Below are 24,007 nucleotides of genomic sequence, written 5' to 3' on the forward strand. Positions count from 1 at the left end.
AGACCGTCGCGGCTTTTCCTTTGACACAAACGAAACGGCGGGCTCGGCATCCGAGGATGCCTGCCCGCCGTTGCTCGTTCGGAGCCGGGAGACTCAGAACAGGCCGGTGACGCCCTGCTCCGTGGCCTGGTAGCCGTCGGCCAGCTGCGGCAGCACGCCGGCGACCTGCGCGAGCAGCTGCTTGAGCTCCTCGAACTTGTTGTCCCACTCCTGCTGAGCGGCCATGTACGCGGTCTTCGCGTCACCGTCCCAGGTGTTGACCAGCGGGGCCAGGTCGCTCTTCAGCTGCCCGAAGAGGGACTCCAGCTCGCCACCGGTGTTCTTGCAGTCGTCGGCCGCCGCGTGGATCGTGGCGTAATCGACCTTCATCTCGCCCATAAGTTCCTCCAGTAATCAGAAAGTCTTGGTTTTGGTGCGGTGTAGCCGAATCAGCCGAGGACGCCGAAGCCCTGGTTGACCGACTTGATGAGCTCCTGCTGCTGCTGCTCGGTCGCGTTGTACTTCGAACCGGCCTGCTCGAGCAGGTCACCGATGTTCTGGAGGGCCTGGTTGAGCCCACGGCCCGCCTCGTCGAAGCGCTTCATCACGTTGTTGAACGCGATCGAAGCGTCACCGGTCCAGCCCGCGCGGGTGGCCTCGATGTTGTCGCGAAGCTTGCTCAGGTTCTGGTCCATCGAAACGCGGACCTCGGTCACGCGCTTCTCGGACTGAGTGAACTGCTCAACTGTCCCGGTAAATCCGCCAGCCATGGGAGCTACCCCCTTCGTTCGTGGTTTATCCGTACTCGGTGAAGTTCGTTTGGTACGGACCTACGACGGAGACACTGCCACGTCTGGTTCCCTCTTGTCGCTCGTTGGTTTCAAGTAGTTGCTTGCGTTAACGCTCCCGGCGGGAACCGCACGCGGGAATCCGGCCCGCACCCTGCGAATCACGCGGGAAAAAGGGCTTCCACCACGCGATTTAGCGAATGCACAGCGGCCGGTCAATCGCCGCGGCTCATGATTCGCGACTGCGAAAAGTCCTCGTCGTCGTCACCCACACGTGGCCGTCTGGACACAGGTTCCGGCCGAAGGGGAACCAAGTCCGCCGCCGAGGGCAACGCGGGAACCGGAAGACCGGCGCCCGCGCGGAACCGTTTCGCGGCGTTCCGGACGACGGCGGGGGTCGGCGCGGTCTCACCACCCGCGAGCCGTCCCTTGCCGAATTGCTTCGCGAGTTCGGCGTTCTCGCCCCGGCGGCGTTCGTAGCGCGCCTTGGCCGTACGGGCGACCTGCCGGGCATAGGTGACCGCGTCGCGTCCTGTGCGCGCGAAGTGCTCAGCGGCGGTCTCGGGTTCGGGTGGCATGAGCCTCCCCCTTCAGTTGACGACCACCATCGTTTTGACGACCTGCTCGCAGGCCGCGCTCACCCGTTGCTCGTGCGGTGAGCCGGTGCCGTACTGGCAACCGATGTGGACGCGGATCTTTCCTTGAGCGACGACGTACCAGTCGACGCGGGCACTCGGTTTGCTTTCGCGGTAGTAGATGACGGACTTGCCGGCGTATTCCGCGGCGCCGTTGAAGCCGCTGTACTTGTCCGGCTCCAGCCGTGCCAGGCCGCCGAGTTCGTCGACGAGCTTCTGTCTGTCGGCCGTCGCGTCGTAGTCCATCACGTTCTCCTGGGCGACCACGAGGTCGTCGCCGGTGAGGGAGTCGCTCGGGTGGATCACCACCTGGCGCTTGGCGACACGGTCGTCGGTCTGCGTCCAGTCCAGCGGCGCGATGAAGCGGTAGTCGTACTGGGCGAGCGTCCGGCCCTCCGGCTCGGCCTCACCGCTGTTGACCGCGAAGAGGACGCCGCCGGCGATCGCCGCCACGACCACCACGGCCGCGGCGATGATCCAGGGCGTCTTCTTGTTCTTCCCGCCGCGCTCGGCGGGCTTGGTCTCACGTGCGGGCTCGCCCGGCCGCCACGGCGGCGGGGGCGGGGGCGCCACCCCCTGCTGGCCCATCGGCGGCGACGGCGGCCCCTGCTGCCGCGTCGCGTTTAGCGGGCTAAACGCGCTCTGCGGGGGCGGGCCGGGAGGGAAAGGGGGGCGCGGGGCATCGGGACGCCGATCGGCGGGCGCGGGGGCACCGCCGACCCGGGAGACCGCGGAGCCCGCCAGCGAACCCGTCCGGTCCGGATCGATCAGCACGGCACGCAACGCGCCGCGGGCGACCACGGTCTCCGGCTGGTCCAGCGTGGTGGGGACGACCCCAGTCCGCTCGTGCACCAGCCGGGACACCATCGGGATCCTGCTCGACCCGCCCACGAGGAAGATCGCCGTCAGCTGCTTCGGCCGCAGCCCGGAATCGCCGATCGCGGCCACGGTCAGCTCGACCGCGCGCCCGAGCGGCCCCGCGATCAGCCGCTCGAGGTCCTCCCGGGTCACATGCGCGTCGGCGAACGGCGGCGGCATCGGGACGTCGGTGTACGCGTGCCGCGACAGCGTTTCCTTCGCGCCGCGCACGTCCTGCCGCAGCACGCGGCGCCGCCGCCTGTCCGTGAGCTCGCGGCCCTCGACGAGCTTCCGCCATTCCGGCGGATCGACGGACGACACCAGCGAACCCACGTGCTCCAGGAGCGCCTGATCGACGTCCGCTCCCCCGAAGCTCGGATCCCCCCGCGTGGCCAGCACCTGGAACCCGGCGCGTTTAGCGGGCGAACTGCGATCCGCCGGGCTGCCGGGCATGCGCTGCACCACGGATACGTCGACGGTGCCACCGCCGAGATCCAGGACCGCCAGAGCGTCTCCAGGGCGGCCGCTGAACTCGACGGTGCGCTCGGAGTTGAGGTCGGCCGGGGCGAACGTCGCCGCGTGATAGACCGCCGCGGCGACCGGCTCCGGCACGAGCGCGACCTGGCGCGCGAGCCCGCCCGCGGCCTGCCGGAGCAGCCGGGTCCGGGTCGCGCCCCAATCCGCGGGATGGGTCAGGACGAGCAGCTCGACTTCGGCGTCACCGGCGAGCCGCCGCGCCTCGGTCACCGCGCGCTTAAGCACGGCGTGGACGACGTCGGTCACGCGCAGGACGTTGTCGCCCAGCAGCAGGTCGCCTTCGTCGATCCGGCGCTTCGGATTCGGCTCGTAGCGCGACGGGTCCACCGCCGCCTGCCGTTCCGCCTCCTGGCCGACGAACAGCGTCCCGTCCGGCGCGGCGTAGACCGCCGACGACATCAAGGGCTGCCCGTCCACCACGACGACCTGCGGCTCGCGGCCGTTGATCGAAGCGACTACGCAGGTGCTCGATGTCCCGAAGTCCACCGCAACCCGCACTGTCACAAGCCACTCCCGCAGATCGTCGTCGTCACCCCACGCCCGGCCCTTCCCTCACCTGGTTCCGCGGGAGGTCAGTCCGGCTGGATCCACGAGACCTGCATGAGCTGCTTGCCGTGCTTCCGGGTGACGAGGTTTCCTCGTCCCGGCGGCATCTGGCTCGGCTTCACGTTGGCGACCAGGTTGCCCTCGTCCCGCGAGCCGTTCATGACCATACCGGGCGCCGCGATCTCCCTGAGCTTGCCGAGGATCGGGTCGAACATCGCCCGGCTCGCGCCACCACTGCGGCGCACGACGACGATGTGCAGACCGACGTCCTTCGCCTGCGCGAGGAACTCGGCGAGCGGCTTCAGCGGGTTGCTCGTCTGCGTGGCGACCAGGTCGTAGTCGTCGACGATGACGAACAGCTCCGGACCGGTCCACCAGGACCGCGTCTTGAGCTGTTCCTGCGTGACGTCCGGGCCGGGGAGGCGCCGGGTCATCGACCCGTGGACGTCCTTGACCATGCTCTCCAGTTGCGCGGCGGACACCGCGTAGCCGAGCAGCTGGTCCCCGCCGATGAAGCCGAGCATCGTGCGCCGGTAGTCGACGAGGATGATGACCGCTTCCTGCGTCGTGTACCGCTCGGTGATGCCCCTGGTGATCTGGCGCAGCAGGTTCGTCTTGCCCGACTCGCCGTCCGCGAACGCGTAGAAGTGCGAGTCGGCGGCGAAGTCGAGGTAGATCGGCTGGAGATCTTCCTCGTTGACGCCGATCGGCACCAGCTTCGTGTTGCGCTTGGAGTCGATGGACAGGACCTCGTCGTAGGTGACCATCTCCGGCAGCAGGCGGACCTGCGGCGCCGGGCGGCCCTTCCACGCGGCCTTGATCTTCGCGACCGCGTCGGCGACACCGGCGGCGACGTCGTCCGGGTTGCTCGATCCGTCGATCCGCGGCAGACCGGTCAGCAGGTGGAGCTTGTCCCTGGTGAGACCGCGGCCGGGGCGCCCGGCCGGGACGTTCACCGCGACCCGGCGGTCGATGTCCGACTCGCTCGGGTCACCGAGGCGGAGCTCGAACCGGGTACCGATCATGTCCTTGATCGCCGGGCGGATGTCCGCCCACCGGTTCGCCGCGATGATGACGTGCACGCCGTAGGAAAGTCCCTGGGTGGCGAGCTTGGTGATCGAGATCTCCAGCTCGTCGAAGTCGTCCCGCAGGGCCTTCCAGTTGTCGACGATCAGGAACGCGTCGCCGAAGGCGTCTTCCTCGGGCTTGATCTCGCCACGCCGCTTGCGGTTGCGGAACTCGTTCATCGAGTCGATGCCCATGGCACCGAACCGGCCTTCCCGCTCGGTGAGCAGGGTGGTCAGCTCGGCCACGATCCGGCGGGCCTTGTCCGGCTCGCGCCGCGCGACCGCGACGCCACCGACGTGCGGCAGGCCCTGGAGACCGGCCAACGTACCGCCACCGAGGTCGAGCGCGTAGAACTGCGCTTCCTCGGGGGTGTGGGTCAGCGACATCGACATGATCAGCGTCCGGAGCATGGTCGACTTGCCCGACTGCGGGCCGCCGACGATCACACCGTGCCCGGCGCCACCGGAGAAGTCGGCCCACAGCAGGTCACGACGCTGCTCGTACGGGCGGTCGACGATGCCCATCGGCACCTGCAGCCGTCCGTTGCCGAAGAACCCGACCGGGGAGAGACCGCGGTCGTCGGTGGGGTTCAGGTTCGGGAGCAGGGTGTCGAGCGAGTTCGGCTCCTTGAGCGGCGGCAGCCAGACCTCGTGCGCGGGCGGGCCCTGGCCGATCAGCCGGGACACGATCACGTCGAGCTCACTGGGCTCGACGGCCTCCTCCGACTTGGCCTCCTCCACCGGCGCGGCCTCGATCTGCTGCGGCTCCGGTTCCTTCGGCAGTTCGACGAAGTCCGGGACGAACAGCTGCGGGCGCTTGTCCGCGCGGACGACGGTCGCGACCGGGCCGGCGGCCTTGATGCCCGCGGGCCGGTACGGGCCCGAGACGTACGAGGCCTTGAAGCGGACCAGCGTCGAGGTGTCGTACTTGAGGTAACCGCCACCGGGAACGGACGGCAGCTCGAACGCGTCGGGCACGCCGATCGCGGCACGGGATTCCGCGGCGGAGAACGTCTTCAGACCGATGCGGTAGGAAAGGTGCGAGTCGAGACCGCGCAGCTTGCCCTCTTCCAGCCGCTGCGACGCGAGGAGCATGTGCATCTGCAGCGACCGGCCCAGACGGCCGATGGCGACGAACAGGTCGATGAAGTCCGGCTTCGCGGCCAGCAGCTCGGAGAACTCGTCACAGACGATGAACAGCGCGGGCAGCGGGTCGAGGTCGGCGCCGTTCTCGCGGGCCTTCTCGTACTCCCAGACGTTCTTGAAGTTACCGCCGTTCTTCAGCGCTTCCTGGCGCCGGTTCATCTCGCCGGCCAGCGCGTCCTTCATCCGGTCGACCAGCGTGACCTCGTCCGCGAGGTTGGTGATGACCGCGGAAACGTGCGGAGCGGCGTCCAGACCGAGGAACGTCGCACCACCCTTGAAGTCGACGAGGACGAAGTTCAGCGTGCTCGACGAGTGCGTGGCGAGCATGCCGAGCACCAGGGTACGGAGGAACTCCGACTTACCGGAACCGGTCGCACCGATGCACAGGCCGTGCGGGCCCATGCCCTCCATCGCGGCTTCCTTGATGTCCAGCTCGACGGGCTGGCCGTACTCGCCGACGCCGAACGGGACGCGGTAGCGGTCTCGCACCGGGCGCGGCCGCCAGGCCTGCTGGACGTCGAAGGTCATCGGGTCGCCGGGGATGCCCAGCAGTTCGAGCAGACCGGGGTTGGACAGCAGCGGCTCTTCCTCGGCGGCGTCCTGCGCGGCGGTGCCGACGCGGTACGGAGCGAGGAGCCGGGCCAGCGCTTCGGACTCGACCACGCTGAGCGTGTCCGGGCGGCCGAACCATTCGACGCCGCCGGCACTGCGCGCGCCGAGACGGTCTTCCTCGACTACCAGCCGCAGACCACGACGGGCCGCGAGGTTGCCGATGGAGTCGGAAAGGTCGATCAGGGTGACGCCGACCAGACCCTCTTCGAGGATGATCTGCTCTTCGCGGGTGACCTCGGCGTCGTCGACGATGATGACGATGTGCGGCTGGTCCGGGGCGGGCGTCGCGTTGCGGGAGAACCGCTGGCGGTCACGGAGTTCCTCGTCGAGCCACTGCTCGATCTGCGCGAGGGAGCCCGCCATCATCCGCAGCTGGCCGATACCGTCGGCGAGCGCCGGGTGCTGGGCGTGCGGCAGCCACTTCGCCCACTCCCACTCCTCCTTGGCGCGGCCCGCCGTCGCGACCGCGATGAGGACGTCGTCGGGGCTGTGGAAGGTGACCAGCTGGGCCAGCATCGCCCGGGTCAGGCCGCGGGTGAGACCGCGGTCGCCCTGCATGCTGACCGCGGCGAACCCGCGGAGGGTGATCTGGGTCGGGAGGTCCGGGACGATCGAGTGCGCACGGACGAACCGGCGCAGCGCGAGCGTGGCGATCGGCTCCAGCTCGTCGACCGGGCCGGTCTGCGGCGGCACGAGCCGCGTCGCGAGGCGGTGCGAGCTGCGGCCGACGCGGAGGTGGAGGAAGTCCTGGTCGTTCTGGCGGCGTTCCCACATGCGGCGGCTCGCGGCCAGCGACCACAGGGTCTGCGGGTCGGGGTGGACCCATTCGAGCGCGGCGCGCTGATCGACCATGGCCTCGCGGGCCCTGTCGCGCATCTGACCGAGGTAGCGCAGGTAGTCCTTGCGGTCCTCGTCCATCTCGGCCTTTTTGGCGCCGCCGCCCTTGCCCGCGCCGCCGGCCATCATGCCGACGGTGCTGAGCACCATCATGCCGCCCATCATCATCATCATGGGATTGCGTCCACCCGTGGTGAACATGAAGACCATCATCCCGAGGGAAGCGACGATCATCACCGCGGGGAGCAGCTTCATGACGATGTTGCCGGGGATGGTGCGCGGCACCTCAGGCGGCGGTTCGAGATGCACCTCGCCGCCCGGCGGCCGCGGCGCCGCCAGGCGCGGTGACTTCTTGAACTGCAGCGTGCTCATCGAAGGACCCCTCTTCAAACTCGACGATGGCGGCCACCGTTGGTGCGCGTACGGGTGCGCGAGACAACCTATCGAACGTGGCCGGTGAAATCCGGACAACGCCGAGAACGGCCCCGACCGGGACCATACGCATTCCGGGAGTGTAGGGCTCCGGCTGCGCCGACGTGCGTTTAGCGGCCTAACTGCGATCCGGCTGCCCAGACGCCCGACGTGCGTTTCGCCCCCTAAACGCGATCCGGCCCGCCCAGACGCCCCACGTGCGTTTCGCCCCCTAAACGCGATCCGGCGGTCCGGGGCTCCCAGGTGCCCGGGGCTCCGGCGCGTCGCGTTTAGCCCGCTAAAGTCGACGCGCCGGCAGCCGGGAGCGGGCTTCGGAGGTCGCCTCTCCTACTTTTGCCGGTCTTTTTCCGACAGTCGATGATGTGGGCACCCGGGTTCGGTATAGGTTCCCCCGGGAGCAGACTCTCAGGGCAGGGGGAAGGCAGTGGCAACGGGCACGACGGTATTCAGCAGGGTGACGGTGGTCGCGCCACGCACCCGGATCGACGTGGCTTTGCCGGCTGACGTCGCGGTGGCGGACCTGCTGCCCATGCTGTTGGAGATGGCGAAGGAGGCGACGCCGGACGGCGGCGCCCGCCACGGCGGCTGGGCGCTGGCTAAGCTGGGCGACGCACCGCTCGACCCGAGCCGGACCCTCGCGTCCCTCGGCGTCGTCGACGGCGAGCTGCTGCAGCTGCGCAAGCGCAACGAGAACCCGCCGCCTCCGCTCTACGACGACGTCGTCGACGCGATCGCCGAGTCTTCTCCGGACAGTTTCCGTCCGTGGACCAAGGAGACGGCACGCCGCTTCGGGCACGTCGCGGGCGGCCTGGCGCTGTTCTTCGCGGCCCTCGCGCTCTTCACCAGTGGCTCTTTCTACGGCGGCAACGCACTCGCCGCCGCGATCGCCGGCGGTGTCGGCGCGATCGCGTGCGTCGCGATCGGCGCGACACTGGCCAAGGCCTACCAAGCCGAGGCGACCGGTGTGCTGATCGCCGCGGCGGGCGGTCTGCCGCTGGCGTTCGTGAGCGGTTTCTACATCGTGCCGGGGCTGTCCCTGTGGGCGAACCTACTGCTCGCGAGCACTCTCGTGATCATCGTGGCGGCGGTCTGCATCCTCGTCATCGGGCACGGGATCACCACCTTCATCGCGGCCGCGACGACGGCCACGATCTCGGCGCTGACGTTCCTGGCCGCGACGCTCATCGACACCCCGATCGCCGGGATCGCCGCCGGCGCGACCGCGTTCTCGCTGGCCTGCATCTCGATCCTGCCGCGCGCGACGATCAAGCTCGCCGCCCTCCCGACGCCGCACGTTCCCGGTAGCGCCGAAGAGTTGAAGGAAGACTCGGGCTTCCCCGACTACCGCGCCATCGAACGCCGCACCGCGGTCGCCCACGAGTACATGACCGGTCTGCTGACCGGTTGCGGCGCGGCCACGGCACTGTTCGCGATCATCGCCTCGACCTCGCCGACGGTCTTCGGCCCGATCCTCGGCGTGATCGCCACGCTGGTCCTGCTCCTCAGGGCGCGGGCGTACGCGAACGGCGCGCAGGCCATCGCCCTGCTGACCACCGGCATGGTGTCCGGCGCGGGCATCCTGCTCGGCTGGATGTGGTCGGCGAGCCCGCTGAACCGCGTTCTGTTCGTGTTCGGCGCGCTGCTGCTGATCGGTGCCGGCGCGCTCGTGGTCGGCGTGATCTTCCCGAACCAGCGCTTCTCGCCGCCGCTGCGGCGGACCGTGGAGATCTTCGAGGCCGTCTTCATCGCGACGGTGCTGCCGCTGGCGCTCGGCGTCATGGATCTCTACACGACGCTGCGCCACCTCAACTTCAAGTGACGACCCGATCGGATGATGCTCTGATGGCCGTAGCGCGGAAGTCCAGAGGGACGCGCGTCCGCCACCTCGGCCTCGCCGGACGTACCGGAACGGTGCTGCTGGCGGCCGGTATCGGTGTTCTCTCGCCGGCGTCGGTGGCTCTTCCCGCGTGGGCGCAGCAAAGCAGCGTCGCGCCGGACGCCGGTGGCTACTACGCGACCCCTCCTCCGGTGGACAAGTCCAAGAAGCCGACCGACGAGGGCAAGCCGGACAAGACCTACGAGAAGAAGACCGAGTGCGTTCAGCGCAGCAAGCTCGGCGGCGACCAGGTCGACATCAAGAACCGGCCGTGGGGCCAGGAGTACCTGCAGATCGAGAAGGTGCACCAGCTGATGCGCGGCGCCACCGGTTCGGTCGGTGCGAACGTCAAGGTCGCGGTGATCGACACCGGCGTCTCAGCGCACCCGTACTTCAAGAACCCCGTCGAATCGGGTGGTGACTACGTCGCGACCCCCGGCGGTGGCAAGGCACCGGGGCTCGAAGACTGCGACGGCCACGGCACCGAGGTGGCGGGGATCATCGCCGCGAACCCGCCCGACGCGAGCATCGGGTTCCGCGGGGTCGCACCGGACGCCACGATCATGTCGATCCGGCAGTCCAGCCAGAACTACGAAGAAGCGGAGAAGAAGTCCGAGGCACCGCCGGCGTCCCCTGGCAATTCGGCTCCGCCCTCTTCTTCGAACAATCCGGGTTCGCAGCTTCCGCCGTCCTCCGGGAACGGCACCGGAGGCGGCGCGGCGGACGGAACGGCGCCGGGACAGGACAAGGGCGGACGGCAGCAGGAACAGGGCAAGACCGCGGGCACGCTGAAGACGCTCGCGCAGGCCGTGGTCCGGGCCGTCGACAAGGGTGCGAATGTGATCAACATGTCGGTCGACAACTGTCGCCCGGCCACCGGAAGCATCACCGAGGGCGAGCAGCAACTGCAGGCTGCGGTGAACTACGCCGTCGATCACGACGTGGTCGTCGTCGCGGCGGCGGGCAACGTCGGCGACAAATGCCCGCAGAACGATCAGCCGGACCCCAAGTCCCCCAAGATGATCGTCACGCCGCCGTGGTTCGCCGACGACGTCCTGTCGGTCGCGGCGATCGACGACACCGGCGGCGTGGCGGAGTTCAGCGTCCACGGGCCGTGGGTGAGCGTCGCCGCTCCGGGCACCAAGATCATCTCGCTGGACCCGGCTGAAGGGTCCAGCAGCCTGGCCAACCTGACCATCGAGGGCGGCAAGGATCCTGGCCCGATTCAAGGGACCAGCTTCGCCGCCCCGTACGTCGCCGGCGTGGCCGCTCTTGTGCGCGCGAAGTTCCCGGGGCTGAAGGCTCGTGACGTGATGACCCGGATCAAGGAGACGGCGCAGCACCCCGCGGCGCCGGGCGGGCGGGACAACTTCGTCGGCTTCGGCGTCATCGACCCGATCGCGGCGCTGACGGCGATCGTGCCGGCGGAGGCGGACAAGGCGAAGCCGGTTCAGCTGCCCGCGAATCTGCCGCCCGCTGACGACCGTGACCCCGCCCCGATGATCGTCGCGCTCGCCGGAACCGGCGGGGGCCTGGTGGCGCTGCTCGTCACCCTGTTCGTTGTGCACTCGGTCCGCCGCAACCGGCCGGCCGCCTCACCAGGCCGCAAAACCCCGTAGCACGTGCGTTTCGCGGGCTAACCGCGATCCGGGCTCGCCTCAGACCAGCCCAGATCGCGGTTAGCCCGCGAAAGTCGCTCTGGCCCGGGCGCTCCTACTTGGCGGGCTTGGGCTTCGGGGCGGGCTTCGGTGGGGTCTCGTCCTCGCCGATCACGGGCGGGACGACCTGGCCGGGCTCACCGACCACATCGGACGGTTTCGAAGCGGGCCGCGTCTTGGACTGATGGGCCGTCTGGCCTCCACCGCCCATGCCGCCCATCCCCATCATGGGCGCCATCCCCATCGGCATCATCGACGAACCGGCACCGGCCACGCCCGATCCCTGCGCCAGCGCGGCCTGAACGGGCGCGACCTCCGGGATCAACGCCTGCCCTTGCTCGATCAACGGTTCCTGCGATCCGGTCTGCCTGCCTTCGGCCGCGGACGGCGACGTCGACTGGTCGTCGGACGCGGCACCGGAATCGGTCTCGGCATTGGCGGAGGCGGAGGCCTTCTCCTGGACCGGCGCACCCGGCGCCTCGGAATCGTCGTGGAGCTTGAACTCGTCCTGCGGGTACCGGTGAGTGATCTCGATACTCCGCGAGCCGGCGTCAGGATCGTCGACGCCGTCACAGAACCGCACAAAGCCCTCGAGGACGTTACGAGCGGCCTCGAAGAGTGCCTTGGCCGACTCCTGCGCCTCCTCCAGCTGCGTTCGCGCCCGCCGAACGCCACCGACCGGCAACATCGCGGTCTCGGAGGTCAGTTCCGCCGTGTCGACGAGGATCTCGACGAGGTCGGTCAGGATGCGACGGATCGACAGCACCAGTTCGTCGAGCGAACTCGCCAGCGTCGTGAGGGCGTCTTCGACGTCAGAGCCCGCGGCGTGGATGTCCACGATGTACGCGACGAACGCGTCGGCGTCCTTGCCGGACCACCCCGCGTCGAGACGCCCGAGGTCCTCGGAGAGCTCCTTCGAAACGTTGCCCGCGGTCTTCGCCGCTTTCCGGAGGAGGTCCGCCTCGTTCTTCAAGTCCTCCCAGCGCCCCACCAACGGGGTCAGGTAGGTCTCGACCGGATCGATCAGCCCCAGATGGCCGGACAGCTCCGAAACGAAGGCGAGATGCGGTGCCGCGGCCTCGACCAGCTCCTCCCCGCCCGAACCCGTCGCGTTTAGCGGGCTAAACGCGCTCGGGGCCGGCTCGGGGGCAGCCGGGCGTGCGGCCGCCATCGGGTGCGGGATGGAATCCGTCGGGTTCTCCGATTCGGCGATCATGCGGTTCAGAGCTCCACGGCGCGCTTGATCATCTGCGCTGCCTCGTCGTCGTGCCCGGCATGCCGCGCGGTCACGGTGTGCAGGGCCTCGGACGCCGACCTCAGCGCGGCCGCGCCCTCCACCAGCTGACGCCGGATGGCCTCGGCCGCACGTCCGTAGGACGCGCCGAGACCCAATTCCTCCCCCAGCGTGCCGTGGGATTCGACGGTGACGCCCTCACCGGTCACCTCCGCGGCCGCCAGGTCGAGCTCTCCGGCGGCCGCGTCCACCCGCTTCGCATAGTCACCGACGACGTTGCCGTCGATCTTCAGGCCGGCCACTGCACCCTCCACTCACCCGATACCGCTCGGGCGTTGAGACGCTCGGGCCGTCCGGCGGGTTCCCGTGATCAGTTACCCGCCGGAGCCTGCTGCGACTGCGTGGCGACCGAACCGGCCCTGTCGTCGATCGGCACCGTGTCGAACGTCCGGAGCACGTCCTGCGTGTTCAGCGAAGCGCCGGTGGGCAGGATCCTGACGATGGCCTCGGGCGCCGGAACCCGCTTGTTGAGCCCGATCGAATCCGCCGTCACGGCGTCAGGGACGCCATAACGGATCCCTCGATCGGAGATCAGCTGGATCGGCCCCTTGTCGAAGGTCTCCTTGCCGGTCGCCGACTGGACGACGGCCGCGAGGCCGGGCTCCATGTAGAAGCTGTTGATCGGCGCGCCGACCGGGCCGGGGGTACCGATCTTGACGCCGGGCGCGGATCCGTCGGCGTTCCTGCCCTTCGGCAGCTTGTCGTCGACGAACACCGCCGTGTGCCCGTCCCGGGTGGCTCCGTCGCCCGCGATGGACCAGCTCAGGCAGGAGACCCGGGAACCCTGGGTCGCGTTGAGCACAGTCGGCACGGTCTGCGGGTAGGCGTCGAGCTCGACGACCTGGGAGACCCGCGTGAGGTTGCGGATCTTGCCCAGTGGCACGGACATGACCGACGTGCTGCCGTCGTTCTTCCCGGTCTGCACGATGTCGGCGACCGCCGGGGAGATGGCCTGGATTCCTTCCTTCGTGATGAGGTAGAAGTCCTTCCGCCCTTCGGCCTGCTCCGTCGAGAAGACGTCGCCGACCTTCATGCCTTCGATCTCGTAGTTGGGGCTTTCACCCTTGCCCGGAACGTCCGGGAGCTTCAGCTCCGGCACTTCGGGGATCGCGTCCAGCAGGCCCTGCGAGATACCGCGGGGCTGGTCGGACAGCTTCAGCGCGGAACGGACGGCGTTCGCGTCGGGCTTGATCTCGGCCTTGACGGCGTTCGCGTTCCGGGCGTTGGGATCCGGCGTCTGCCGGTAGATCAGGTACTCACGGCCGTTGGCGCCCTTGGCCAGCAACGCCTCGTTCTGACCGAGTTCGCGGTTCCCGAGCTGCTTCACCCCCGCGTAGACGGTCGTCTCCGTCTTCGAGAGATCCGGCTGGGGTACCGACGGGTCGTACATGACCTCGTCGCAGACGCCCCATTCCGGGGAGACGCGCTGGGTGTCCGTCGGCATCAGCTGCGGGCCGTTGGGAATGCCCATGAGCTGGCCGCGGGGAATGCTCTTCAGCTGTTCGTCCGAAACGACTGTGGGGTTCTTCACTTCGGAGGCCTGCGCGGGCCCGGAAGGCTTGCTCCCCGACTGCTGCGCCCCTTGTTTCGACTGCGCGATGATCAGCAGCCGCGCGGAGGCGAGGTTGAAGGTCGGAATCAGTTTCTTCGGGTTCCCGGCGACGACGTACACCGTTCCGGACTGTTCGCCGATGACGATGTTGCCCGCGTCCGGCACGGAGGGCTTCGGGCTCAGCAGGCCCCAGATGACGAAGACCAGGACGCCCAGCGCGGCCAGCACAACACCCACGATGGTGGCCCGCGTGTGCGTGCGCATCGGGTCGTGGAGCATGACGGCGTCGCGACGGACCAGCGCCGATTGCATCCGTCGCAGAACGAACTGATAAGCCTGAACTTGAGACTTAGTAGTCGGTGTTGATGGCATTCTCGACCTACAGTCCTCCCCGTCGCGGTACGGTTCCGCAGGATAGCCGTACGGGGACCGTCTGGTGTGGGGTTTCTACCAACTCCAGCTAGTGTCAAGTTCCTCGGGACCGGCTTTCCGGGTACGCAGCAAGCACGAGGGGAAGAGAAAGCGCGGATGTCCGTCACCACTCCTCCACGTCCGCCCGGCCCTCCGGGGTCTCAACCTCCTGGTCGTCCGCCGGGGCCGCCGCCAAGGCCCGGCAGACCGGGTGGTCCGGGTGGTCCGGGCGGCCCGGCCGGAGGCCCGGGAGGTCCCGGTGTTCCTCGCGGTCCCGGGGGTCCTGGAGGTCCTGGAGGTCCTGGCGGCCCGCAGGGTCCCGGCGGCCCCGGTGGTCCGGGAGGCCCCAAGGGACCCGGTGGCCCCGGCGGACCTGGTGGTCCGGGAGGCCCCGGTGGGCCAGGCGGTCCTCCGTCCAGCGGCCCCGGCCCGCAGTCCGGTCCCCCGCCCGCTCCGGCGGTGCGGATCGCCGCGCCCGCGCGGCGCCGGACCGGTGGGATCAACCTCGGCCCGCTGCCCGTGGCGAACCTGGTCGTGCTCGAACTCGGGCTCGCGATCGGTCTCGTCCTCCTCGCGATCGACATGAAGCTGAAGTACGTCGCGATCGGCGTGCTCGGATTCGCGATCATCGTCGCGTTCCTGCGCTGGGGCGGCCGTTGGTTCACCCAATGGGCTGGACTCACGATGCGGTACATGTTCCGTTCGCACGATCGGGTGGCGAATCCGCTTCCGCCGAGCAGCATCGAATCGCTCGCCGCCGAAGAGGACGCCGTCACCGGCCCGGACGACGCCCGCGTGAACCTGCTCCGCCTCGCCGTTCCCGATCTCGTCGTCGCGCACGGCGTGGACCACGAACGCCAGCAGGTCGGCATCGCGTGGAACGACGGCACGTGGACCGCGGTCCTGCTCGTCGAACCCGCGCCCGCGCTGATCACCCAGGCGGGTGGCGCGCCGAGCCTGCCGCTGTCCGCGCTCGCGCCGTGCCTCGAAGACCGCGGTGTGGTCCTCGACTCGATCCAGATGATCTGGCACTGCTACCCGGGCAGCGCCGCGCTTCCGTCGGACTCGCCCGCCCTCAGCTCCTACATGGAGGTGCTCGGCCCGCTCCCCGCGGCCGCGCGGCGGACGACGTGGGTCGCCATCCGGCTCGACCCGCGCCGTTGCCCGGCCGCCATCCGCGAACGCGGCGGCGGCGTCGTCGGTGCGCACCGCGCGCTGATCGGCGCGCTGTCGCGGGTGCGCAACGCCTTGGAATCGCAGGGCGTGCCGACCCGGCCGCTCGACCCGGACGAGTTGCTGCGGTCCAGCATTTCGGCCGCGGAACTGACCGCGGTCGCCGGTTCGCAGGGGAAGGTCGGTCTGCAGGAACGCTGGACCGGCGTCACCGCGGCCGGCATCGGGCACGCGAGCTACGCGATCACCAGCTGGCCGAAGGGCAAGATCAGCGGCAGCCTGAACGCGTTGACCAGTGTCCGCGCGCTGTCGGCGACGGTGGCGATGTCGATCTCGCCGTCGGCGGACGAGGGCAAGATCGGCCTGCGCGGAATCGTTCGCCTGAGCGCGCGGAACCCGCGTGAACTGGACGCGGCCGACCAGCGGCTGCAGGGCATCTCGGACCGGCTGGGTGTGACGCTGACGCCGCTGCGCGGCCTGCAGATCTCCGGGTTCTCCGCGACTTTGCCGATCGGAGGCACGGCATGAGCACCCGCATGCGCGACGCAGGCCAGAGCGCCGGTGTCGCCCCGGAATTCACCGTCGACCCGGCGATGCTCGACGCGATCAGCCCATCCGGTGACCGGGGCGGGATCGTCCTCGGTTCCGGGCTCAAGGGTGAGCCGCTGACGATCTCCGCGCTGCGCTCGACACCGACCCGGATCGTGCTGGTCGGTGGTCTCTACCTGGCTCGCCAGGTGGCGTTGCGCGCGATGGCGGTCGGGGCGTGGGTCGTCGTGGCGACCGGACGCCCGGCCGCGTGGCAGGTGCTCCCCCAGGCCGCGGGGAACCAGCCCAACGGCAGGCCTTCGCCGCTGGTGCAGATCCGGCGGCTGTCGCCGGTGGATCTCCCGCGTCCGTCCGAGGACGCGCCGCTGCTGGTGGTGACCGACGGCGGTCCGACGCCGCAGGATCTGTTCCCGCCGCGGTCGCCGTGGCAGACGACGGTGTATGTCCTGCCGTACCTGCACCCGCAGGCCGGGGCGACCGCGAACGCGGCCGACCTGGTGCTGATGCAGCGGCTCCCGCCGGGCCAGGCCGAACTGGCGGCCCGCATCTGGCGGCTTCCGCCCCAGATGATGAAGCAGCTCACGACGTTGAAGGACGACCAGGTCGTCGCGCTGGGCCGCAACCTGTGGCGTCCTCTTCGCCTGGTCACCACCGCGAAAGAGCAGCAGATCCTGGGCCCGGTCCGCCGAGGCGACTAACCCGCGCCCCGCGTCGACTTTTGCGGGCTAATCGCGCTCCACGGGGGCACTGTCCATTTCGGATGGTGCCCCCTTTGCGTGCCGCCGCGTCGCGTTTTGCCCCCTAAACGCGATCCGGGGCGCGGGGTTTGCCAGTCAAGGGGCAATCACGCCGGCTGTGGATAAGCCGGGGGTTGTGGATAAGTCGCCCTGAAATGGCATCGACGGCCACGGGTTGTCGGTCTTGTCGGTCACCGTGTCGACATGACCAGACCCTTCGATTCATCTCATCTCCCCGATGTCTTCCGCGGCTCTGAAGCGCGCAAGGCAGGTCTCATCACGGCCAGCCAGTTACGCGGCTCGAGCGTCCGACGGCTGTTTCAAGACGTCTACACGCGCGCCGGCGTCGAGGTCACCCACGAGCTGCGATGCCGAGGCGCCGCACTGCTGGCCCCTCCGGAAGCAGTCCTGACCGGGCGATCTGCCGCAACCGTTCACGGCGTCGAGCTGGCCAACCCCAGCGACCCCGTCGAGATGATCGTGCCGGAGAAGAATCGCTTCGGCCCGATCGTCGGAATCAAGGTTCGGCGAACCGAGGTCAAACCCGAAGAATCGAGACCCTGGAACGGCATTCGCATCGCACGGAAACGCCGAATAGCTCTGGATCTCCTGCTTCGGCTTTCTCCGCGCAAATCCAGCTGGACGCGCCGGCTCCGTATCGGTGTCCCGGATCTGGACCAGTTCATGAGAGCAAACAACCTGACCGATCTGCACCTCAACGGCGAGTTCTACGGTCGCCGCAATAGAGGAATTCGCTTGGCCAGACATGCTTTACGCCTGTCCGATCCTCGTGCGGAATCGCATCCGGAATCGGAGCTTCGCATCGTGCTCGCGGCCGGTGGCATCACGGCGACGCCTCAGGTCGAGGTCAAGTCACGAACCGGCCGTTTCCTCGCTCGTCTCGACCTCGCGGACGAGACGTTCCGGGTCGCCATCGAGTACGACGGCCGATGGCACAACACCCCGAAGGAACAAGCCTATGACCGCAAACGCCGAAGACGCGTGGAGGCCGAGGGATGGCGATTCGTCATCGCCACCGCGGAAGACCTGGCGAACGACTTCAAAGGCATCGTGGACGCCGTCTGGCAGGCCCGCCGCGGCGCGTTTAGCCCGCGAAAGGCGCCGCGTCCGGATCAGGAGGGGGTGCGCATGGCGCGCGTTTGATCGGCACGCGCCGCGAGTTCGGCGTCTGGCGGGTAGTCGACGGCCATCAACGTCAGGCCATGTGCGGGAGCGACTGCGCTGTCGCGCGTCCGGCTCTCCAAAACGTCACCCGGCCAATCGAGCGGACGTCGGCCGTCACCGACCAAGAGCAGCGCCCCCACCAGACTGCGCACCATCGAATGGCAGAACGCATCGGCGGAGACCTCGACCTCGACCGCGTGCGGCCCGGTCCGCCGCCACACGAGCCGCTGCAGCTCGCGAATGGTCGTCCCGCCTTCACGCTGCTTACAGAAGGCCGCGAAGTCCTGGAGCCCCAGGAGAGCCGCCGACGCCTCATTCATCGCGTCGACAGAAAGCGGTCGCCCCCAGGCCAAAGTGTCGTGACGCCTCAACGGATCCACGCCCCACGGCGCGTCCGAAACGCGGTACAGATAGTGGCGCCGCACGGCCGAGAACCGCGCGTCGAATCCGGGCGCCGCGACCCGGGCATCCAGCACCCGCACGTCACCCGGCAGGTACCGATTCCAGCGGTGCCGCATCCGCCCCAGGTCAGGGATGCCCTGCTCGTCCAGTTCCAGACGACCGGATCGCGTTTTGCCCGCTAAAGGCGACGCGTCGACGTGGACCACCTGGCCCGCAGCGTGCACCCCGGCATCGGTGCGGCCGGCGACGACGACGGACTTCGGGACCGAGGCCCCTGGGGGCTGTTTCGCGAGCGCCTCTTCGAGGACTCCCTGCACCGTGCGCCGTCCGGGCTGCCGCGCCCAGCCGGAGAAATCGGTGCCGTCGTAGGAGACGTCCAGACGCAGACGAACGAGCCCGCCCTCCGCAGTGGGAGTGGCGGGCTCGTCCGGGGTGTTCGGTGCCGTCAGGACGTCAGTCCTTCTTGCTGTCCGCGTCCGCGGCGGGGGCCTCAGCGGCCTCGTCGGCGGCGGGAGCCTCGGTGGCCTCCGGAGCCTCGGTGGCGGCCGTGTCGGCAGCCTCAGTGGCCTCGGTGGTCTCCTCGGCGGCCGGAGCGGCAGCCTTCGGCTCGTCCTTGGCGAACTTCGTCTTGCGCGCGGCCTCGGCCTCGGCGGTGACGGTCTTCTCGGCCACCAGCTCGATGACGGCCATGGGGGCGTTGTCGCCCTTGCGCGCCATCGTCTTGGTGATCCGGGTGTAGCCACCCGGACGCTCCGCGAAGAACGGACCGATCTCGGCGATCAGCTTGTGCACGACGTCCTTGTCGCGCACGATGCGCTGGATCTGACGACGGTTGTGCAGGTCGCCCCGCTTCGCCTTCGTGATCAGCTTCTCGGCCAGCGGGCGCACCCGCCGGGCCTTCGCCTCGGTCGTCGTGATCTTGCCGTGCTCGAACAGCTGGGTGGCCAGGTTGGCCAGGATCAGCCGTTCGTGCGCGGGCGACCCGCCGAGACGGGGTCCCTTTGTGGGGGTGGGCATCGGTTCTCCTCGTTCAGCTCACAGCTGAAGGCCGGCGCTCCCCCACCGACCGGTGAGGGAGCCGTAGCTGGCCTTACAGCTGCTCCGTCTCTGCGTAGTCCTGGCCATCGTCGTGGCCGTTGTCCGAAATTCCGTCCGTGATGCTGTCGACGCCCTCGGACCAGCCTTCACCGTCGTAGCTGGCCGCGGCCGCGGTCGGGTCGAACCCGGGCGGGCTGTCCTTCAGCGCGAGGCCGAGACCGACGAGCTTGAGCTTGACCTCGTCGATCGACTTCGCACCGAAGTTGCGGATGTCCAGCAGGTCGGCCTCGCTGCGCGAGACCAGTTCGCCGACGGTGTGGATGCCCTCGCGCTTGAGGCAGTTGTACGACCGGACGGTGAGGTCCAGGTCCTCGATCGGCATCGCGTAGGCGGCGATGGTGTCCGCCTCCTGCGGCGACGGGCCGATCTCGATGCCTTCGGCGTCGACGTTCAGCTCGCGCGCGAGACCGAACAGCTCCACCAGCGTCTTACCGGCCGAAGCGACAGCGTCCCGCGGCGTGATCGACGGCTTCGTCTCCACGTCCAGGATCAGCTTGTCGAAGTCGGTGCGCTGCTCGACACGGGTCGCCTCGACCTTGTAGGTCACCTTCAGCACCGGGGAGTAGATGGAGTCGACCGGGATCCGGCCGATCTCCGCGCCCGCCTGCTTGTTCTGCAGGGCCGGAACGTAACCGCGGCCGCGCTCGACGACGAGCTCGATCTCGAGCTTGCCCTTGCCGTTCAGCGACGCGATGTGCAGATCCGGGTTGTGCACGGTGACACCGGCCGGGGGCACGATGTCGGCGGCGGTGACCTCACCGGGGCCCTGCTTGCGCAGGTACATGGTGACCGGCTCGTCCTCTTCCGAGGAGACCACGAGCTCCTTGAGGTTCAGGATGATGTCGGTGACGTCTTCCTTCACACCGGGAACGGTGGTGAACTCGTGCAGCACGCCGTCGATGCGGATGCTCGTCACGGCCGCGCCCGGAATGGACGACAGCAGCGTGCGCCGCAGCGAGTTGCCGAGCGTGTAGCCGAAGCCGGGCTCCAGCGGTTCGATGGTGAACCGGGAGCGGGTCTCGTTGACCGTCTCTTCGCCGAGAGCCGGTCGCTGGGAAATCAGCATCTTTCCTAGTTCCTTTCCAAACGGCGCCCGCCATATGACACCGAAAGGGATGGCGAAGCGGCGGCGCACTCCGGGCGCCGCCGCCCGTGCCCACATCGGGCCGGGGAAACCCCGGCCCGACGATGGATCACTTCGAGTAGAGCTCGACGATCAGCTGTTCCTGGACCGGAACATCGATCTGAGCGCGCTCCGGGAGCTGGTGGACCAGCACACGGAGGTTGGACGGAACGACCTGGAGCCACGCGGGAACGGGACGCTCGCCGAACGACTCCTTGGCCGCGACGAAGGGCAGCATCGCGAACGACTTCGGCCGCACGTCGATGATGTCCCACTTCGTGACCTGGTAGGACGGGACGTTGACCTTGACGCCGTTGACCAGGAAGTGGCCGTGGCTCACCAGCTGACGCGCCTGACGGCGGGTGCGGGCGATGCCGGCGCGGTAGATCACGTTGTCCAGACGGGACTCGAGGATCTGCAGCAGGTTCTCACCGGTCTTACCGGGACGCCGGACGGCTTCCTTGTAGTACCGGACGAACTGACGCTCGAGAACGCCGTAGGTGTAGCGAGCCTTCTGCTTCTCCTGCGACTGCAGGAGGTACTCGGACTCCTTGATGCGCCCGCGGCCGTGCTGGCCCGGCGGGTAGGGGCGACGCTCGAAAGCCTGGTCGCCGCCGATGAGGTCAACCTTGAGGCGACGCGAAATACGCGTCGCGGGGCCGGTGTAACGAGCCATTTCTTCTTACTCCTCCCCGTTCCTCAGACCCGGCGCCGCTTGGGCGGGCGGCAGCCGTTGTGAGGCTGCGGGGTCACGTCCTGGATGGTGCCGACCTCGAGGCCGGCCGCCTGCAGCGAGCGGATCGCCGTCTCGCGACCCGAACCCGGGCCCTTCACGAAGACGTCGACCTTCTTCATGCCGTGCTCGGCAGCCTTGCGGGCGGCGTTCTCGGCGGCCATCTGCGCGGCGAACGGGGTGGACTTACGCGAGCCCTTGAAGCCCACGTGACCACTCGACGCCCACGCGATCACGGCACCGGTCGGGTCCGTGATCGAGACGATGGTGTTGTTGAAGGTGCTCTTGATGTGCGCGTGACCGTGCGCGACATTCTTCTTTTCCTTACGGCGGACCTTCTTGGCCCCCGCCGCAGTACGAGACTTCGGTGGCATGTTCTGAGGGTTCTCCTGTTAGCGCGCGTTCTCTTGGTGAGCGGCGACCGCTTCGGCCTGTCCGCGCCGGATGATCGAACCGGCGTCGGTGTACAGGTTGCGGAGCGCCATCGGGCGGGCGTAAAGCGCCTTGGGCGAGACACAAGCCGAGCCGCGGCGGTGGACGCCGCCCATACGCACGACCTTCTTGCCCTGGACGCTCACTTCTTGCCAGCCTTCTTCTTGCCGGCGACCGTCTTCTTCGGACCCTTACGGGTGCGGGCGTTCGTCTTGGTGCGCTGACCACGGACGGGAAGTCCGCGACGCCAGCGAAGGCCCTCGTAGCACCCGATCTCGATCTTCCGACGGATGTCGGCGTTCACCTCACGGCGAAGGTCACCCTCGACCTTGAAGTTCTCCTCGATGTAGACCCGCAGCTTGGCGAGGTCGTCATCGCTCAGATCCTTGACGCGAGTGTCCGCGTTGAGCTCGGCAGCCGCGATGAGCTGCTTCGAGCGGGTACGGCCGATGCCGTAGATGTAGGTCAGCGCGATCTCCAACCGCTTTTCGCGGGGGAGGTCTACGCCAGCGAGTCGTGCCATTGGCGTTGATGCTCCTTCATAGAATTCATCTCCAGGTCTGCTCCCCGTCCGGTCCCGGGACCGACTCGCCTGTCGTGCCCTTGGCTTGCGCTTCGGGTGTCCCGGCCCCGGCCTGAAGTCCGGGGGTGAACCGGGCCGTTCGCACGGCCCGGCAGGTGCGGGGAGATTGTGTAGCCGTCAATCCACTCTGTACGAGTGCGAGTGATCAGCCCTGCCGCTGCTTGTGCCGCAGGTTCTCGCAGATCACCATGATCCGGCCGTGACGGCGGATCACCTTGCACTTGTCGCAGATCTTCTTGACGCTCGGCTGGACCTTCACGTCTCCTGCTCTCCTGCTTGTGCTAACTCGTCGTGATCACTTGTAGCGGTAGACGATGCGACCACGAGACAAGTCGTAGGGCGAGAGCTCCACGACAACCCTGTCCTCGGGCAGGATGCGGATGTAGTGCTGCCGCATCTTGCCGCTGATGTGTGCAAGGACCTTGTGGCCGTTCTCCAACTCGACGCGGAACATCGCGTTGGGGAGCGGCTCGACTACGCGGCCTTCGACCTCGATGGCCCCGTCTTTCTTGCCCATGTCCTCCGCATTTCCTGTCGCTACGCTGTGTTATCAGTCAGAGCTTGAGTGCTTGGCTGGGTGGTGCATCGGCACACTCCTACCCGGCTCCAATGTCCGTTCGCGAGAATTCACGAGCGCGCAGGATCCGGGCGCGATGAGTACACCGACTTGACAGTGTACGCAACCCGTGTCGTGAGCCCCAAACGGGGGGTGACTGTGTTACGTGACCCCTGCGCTCGCCGGATGCGACCTCTCCATCGTACGCCCGCGCCGACCTGCGTTTAGCGGGCTAATCGCGCTCCGATGGAGGCTGGACCTGGCGCGCTCGGCTGCCGAGGTGCACCCGATGGGGGTAGCGGGCATGGGCCCCGACGGCGGGCGCTGGCGTTGCGCCGACCGGCGGGCCGACCTGCGTTTCGCGGGCTAAACGCGCTCCGGCGGGAGCAGGGGCAGGTCAGGCGTCTTCGGGGGCTGTCAGCACCCACGGGCCGTCATCGGTGATGGCGACCGTGTGCTCCCAGTGCGAGGCCCGCGAGCCGTCCGCGGTCACGACGGTCCACCCGTCCTCGAGCTCGACGGTCTCCCCGCCGCCGCCCGTCAGCATGGGCTCGATCGCGAGCGCCATACCGGTCTTGAGCCGCGGTCCCTTGCCCGGTTTGCCCAGGTTCGGCAGGAACGGGTCCATGTGCATCTGGCGCCCGATACCGTGACCGCCGTACTCGACGATCATCCCGTACTCGATGCCGTCTTCCCGGCCGGCCTTCTCGGCCGCGGTCTGCACCGCGTGTGAGATGTCCGTGAGCCTGCCGCCGGACGACACCGCGGCGATCCCGGCCCACATCGCCGCCTCGGTGGCGGCCGAGAGCGCGAGATCCGCCTTCGACACCTCACCGATCGCGAGAGTGACCGCGGAGTCGCCGTGCCAGCCGTCGAGGATTGCGCCACAGTCCACCGAGATGATGTCGCCGTCGTTCAGGACCTGCGTCTTCGACGGGATGCCGTGGACGATCTGCTCGTTCACCGAAGCGCAGATCGACGCCGGGAAGCCGTGGTAGCCCTTGAACGAGGGCACCGCGCCGGCGTCGCGGATCGTCTGCTCGGCGAGCTCGTCGAGGTCGGCCGTGGTCACCCCCGGCTTGGCGATCTCGCGCACCGCGGTGAGGGTGCGCCAGACCACCAGACCGGCGGCCCGCATCGCCTGGAGCTCGCCAGGGGTCTTGATTTCGATCATGCGCCCACGACGAAGCCGTTGCAGTACACGCAGT

The 24,007-nt window shown here is 68.6% G+C and carries 23 protein-coding genes; 5 read left to right on the forward strand and 18 right to left on the reverse strand.

The window, feature by feature from the left end; all coding sequences use genetic code 11:
• Positions 1-93: 93 nt before the first annotated feature.
• The 5 genes from ACSMFO_RS19600 to eccCa all read right to left on the reverse strand — a co-directional run bounded on the left by ACSMFO_RS19600 (position 94) and on the right by eccCa (position 7,377).
• Entirely contained in the window at positions 94-378 is a 285-nt protein-coding gene (locus ACSMFO_RS19600; RefSeq protein ID WP_073847324.1) for a WXG100 family type VII secretion target, read from the reverse strand.
• A 50-nt stretch (positions 379-428) separates the two neighbouring features.
• Positions 429-749 carry a WXG100 family type VII secretion target gene (locus ACSMFO_RS19605; RefSeq protein WP_073847323.1) on the reverse strand — a complete coding sequence of 107 codons (321 nt, stop codon included), beginning with the start codon at positions 747-749 and terminating at the stop codon, positions 429-431.
• Positions 750-982: 233 nt separating this feature from the next.
• Positions 983-1,345 carry a hypothetical protein gene (locus ACSMFO_RS19610; protein ID WP_038519792.1) on the reverse strand — a complete coding sequence of 121 codons (363 nt, stop codon included), beginning with the start codon at positions 1,343-1,345 and terminating at the stop codon, positions 983-985.
• A gap of 12 nt (positions 1,346-1,357) precedes the next feature.
• Complete coding sequence (locus ACSMFO_RS19615) at positions 1,358-3,301, reverse strand: type VII secretion-associated protein (RefSeq protein ID WP_038519795.1); 1,944 nt, start codon at positions 3,299-3,301, stop codon at positions 1,358-1,360.
• A 68-nt stretch (positions 3,302-3,369) separates the two neighbouring features.
• Positions 3,370-7,377: a type VII secretion protein EccCa gene (gene eccCa, locus ACSMFO_RS19620; RefSeq protein WP_436460010.1), complete on the reverse strand. Its 4,008-nt coding sequence runs from the start codon at positions 7,375-7,377 to the stop codon at positions 3,370-3,372.
• Between the two features lie 514 nt (positions 7,378-7,891).
• On the opposite strand from eccCa, the gene eccD reads away from it, so the two are divergent.
• Entirely contained in the window at positions 7,892-9,256 is a 1,365-nt protein-coding gene (gene eccD / locus ACSMFO_RS19625; protein ID WP_083650020.1) for a type VII secretion integral membrane protein EccD, read from the forward strand.
• A 23-nt stretch (positions 9,257-9,279) separates the two neighbouring features.
• Positions 9,280-10,932: a S8 family serine peptidase gene (locus tag ACSMFO_RS19630; RefSeq protein WP_436460011.1), complete on the forward strand. Its 1,653-nt coding sequence runs from the start codon at positions 9,280-9,282 to the stop codon at positions 10,930-10,932.
• A 94-nt stretch (positions 10,933-11,026) separates the two neighbouring features.
• On the opposite strand, the gene ACSMFO_RS19635 is transcribed toward ACSMFO_RS19630, so the two are convergent.
• The 3 genes from ACSMFO_RS19635 to eccB all read right to left on the reverse strand — a co-directional run bounded on the left by ACSMFO_RS19635 (position 11,027) and on the right by eccB (position 14,189).
• Complete coding sequence (locus ACSMFO_RS19635) at positions 11,027-12,187, reverse strand: WXG100 family type VII secretion target (protein ID WP_436460012.1); 1,161 nt, start codon at positions 12,185-12,187, stop codon at positions 11,027-11,029.
• A 5-nt stretch (positions 12,188-12,192) separates the two neighbouring features.
• Positions 12,193-12,507: a hypothetical protein gene (locus tag ACSMFO_RS19640; RefSeq protein WP_063273157.1), complete on the reverse strand. Its 315-nt coding sequence runs from the start codon at positions 12,505-12,507 to the stop codon at positions 12,193-12,195.
• 68 nt (positions 12,508-12,575) lie between these two features.
• Positions 12,576-14,189 (reverse strand): type VII secretion protein EccB, encoded by a 1,614-nt coding sequence (eccB, locus tag ACSMFO_RS19645; RefSeq protein ID WP_436460013.1) that lies wholly within the window; start codon positions 14,187-14,189, stop codon positions 12,576-12,578.
• 558 nt (positions 14,190-14,747) lie between these two features.
• Between eccB and eccE the strand changes: the two genes are divergently transcribed.
• The 3 genes from eccE (at position 14,748) to ACSMFO_RS19660 (ending at position 17,851) form a co-directional block, all read left to right on the forward strand.
• Positions 14,748-15,929: a type VII secretion protein EccE gene (gene eccE, locus ACSMFO_RS19650; protein ID WP_038524491.1), complete on the forward strand. Its 1,182-nt coding sequence runs from the start codon at positions 14,748-14,750 to the stop codon at positions 15,927-15,929.
• Complete coding sequence (locus ACSMFO_RS19655) at positions 15,926-16,648, forward strand: hypothetical protein (RefSeq protein ID WP_007031058.1); 723 nt, start codon at positions 15,926-15,928, stop codon at positions 16,646-16,648. Before eccE ends, ACSMFO_RS19655 begins: the two co-directional genes overlap by 4 nt.
• Before the next feature lie 243 nt (positions 16,649-16,891).
• Positions 16,892-17,851, forward strand: coding sequence for an endonuclease domain-containing protein (locus tag ACSMFO_RS19660; RefSeq protein WP_436460014.1), 960 nt, complete (start codon positions 16,892-16,894; stop codon positions 17,849-17,851).
• Here the strand turns inward: ACSMFO_RS19660 and truA are convergent.
• From truA to map, 10 genes are all read right to left on the reverse strand, one after another.
• On the reverse strand, positions 17,821-18,654 hold the full coding sequence (truA, locus tag ACSMFO_RS19665; RefSeq protein ID WP_084098436.1) for a tRNA pseudouridine(38-40) synthase TruA: 834 nt from the start codon (positions 18,652-18,654) through the stop codon (positions 17,821-17,823). The genes ACSMFO_RS19660 and truA overlap by 31 nt on opposite strands.
• Before the next feature lie 73 nt (positions 18,655-18,727).
• On the reverse strand, positions 18,728-19,291 hold the full coding sequence (rplQ, locus tag ACSMFO_RS19670; RefSeq protein ID WP_038519813.1) for a 50S ribosomal protein L17: 564 nt from the start codon (positions 19,289-19,291) through the stop codon (positions 18,728-18,730).
• Between the two features lie 73 nt (positions 19,292-19,364).
• The gene (locus tag ACSMFO_RS19675; protein ID WP_005166811.1) at positions 19,365-20,438 is read right to left on the reverse strand and encodes a DNA-directed RNA polymerase subunit alpha; all 1,074 of its coding nucleotides are present in this window, start codon (positions 20,436-20,438) and stop codon (positions 19,365-19,367) included.
• A 127-nt stretch (positions 20,439-20,565) separates the two neighbouring features.
• Positions 20,566-21,171 carry a 30S ribosomal protein S4 gene (rpsD, locus tag ACSMFO_RS19680; RefSeq protein WP_007031054.1) on the reverse strand — a complete coding sequence of 202 codons (606 nt, stop codon included), beginning with the start codon at positions 21,169-21,171 and terminating at the stop codon, positions 20,566-20,568.
• Between the two features lie 23 nt (positions 21,172-21,194).
• Positions 21,195-21,602: a 30S ribosomal protein S11 gene (gene rpsK / locus ACSMFO_RS19685; RefSeq protein WP_004558885.1), complete on the reverse strand. Its 408-nt coding sequence runs from the start codon at positions 21,600-21,602 to the stop codon at positions 21,195-21,197.
• 18 nt (positions 21,603-21,620) lie between these two features.
• The gene (locus tag ACSMFO_RS19690) at positions 21,621-21,806 is read right to left on the reverse strand and encodes a hypothetical protein (protein WP_005166807.1); all 186 of its coding nucleotides are present in this window, start codon (positions 21,804-21,806) and stop codon (positions 21,621-21,623) included.
• The gene (gene rpsM, locus ACSMFO_RS19695) at positions 21,803-22,183 is read right to left on the reverse strand and encodes a 30S ribosomal protein S13 (protein WP_005166805.1); all 381 of its coding nucleotides are present in this window, start codon (positions 22,181-22,183) and stop codon (positions 21,803-21,805) included. The genes ACSMFO_RS19690 and rpsM overlap by 4 nt, the downstream gene beginning before the upstream one ends.
• Positions 22,184-22,388: 205 nt before the next feature.
• A complete protein-coding gene (gene rpmJ, locus ACSMFO_RS19700) occupies positions 22,389-22,502 on the reverse strand; it encodes a 50S ribosomal protein L36 (protein ID WP_004558882.1) in 114 nt (37 codons plus the stop codon).
• Positions 22,503-22,538: 36 nt separating this feature from the next.
• Positions 22,539-22,760, reverse strand: a complete 222-nt coding sequence (infA, locus tag ACSMFO_RS19705) for a translation initiation factor IF-1 (protein ID WP_005166804.1) — start codon at positions 22,758-22,760, stop codon at positions 22,539-22,541.
• A gap of 436 nt (positions 22,761-23,196) precedes the next feature.
• Entirely contained in the window at positions 23,197-23,973 is a 777-nt protein-coding gene (gene map / locus ACSMFO_RS19710; protein WP_038519818.1) for a type I methionyl aminopeptidase, read from the reverse strand.
• Positions 23,974-24,007 lie beyond the last annotated feature (34 nt).

Origin of the sequence: Amycolatopsis sp. w19 (assembly GCF_051373225.1) — a bacterium.
Classification (GTDB): Bacteria; Actinomycetota; Actinomycetes; order Mycobacteriales; family Pseudonocardiaceae; genus Amycolatopsis; species Amycolatopsis japonica.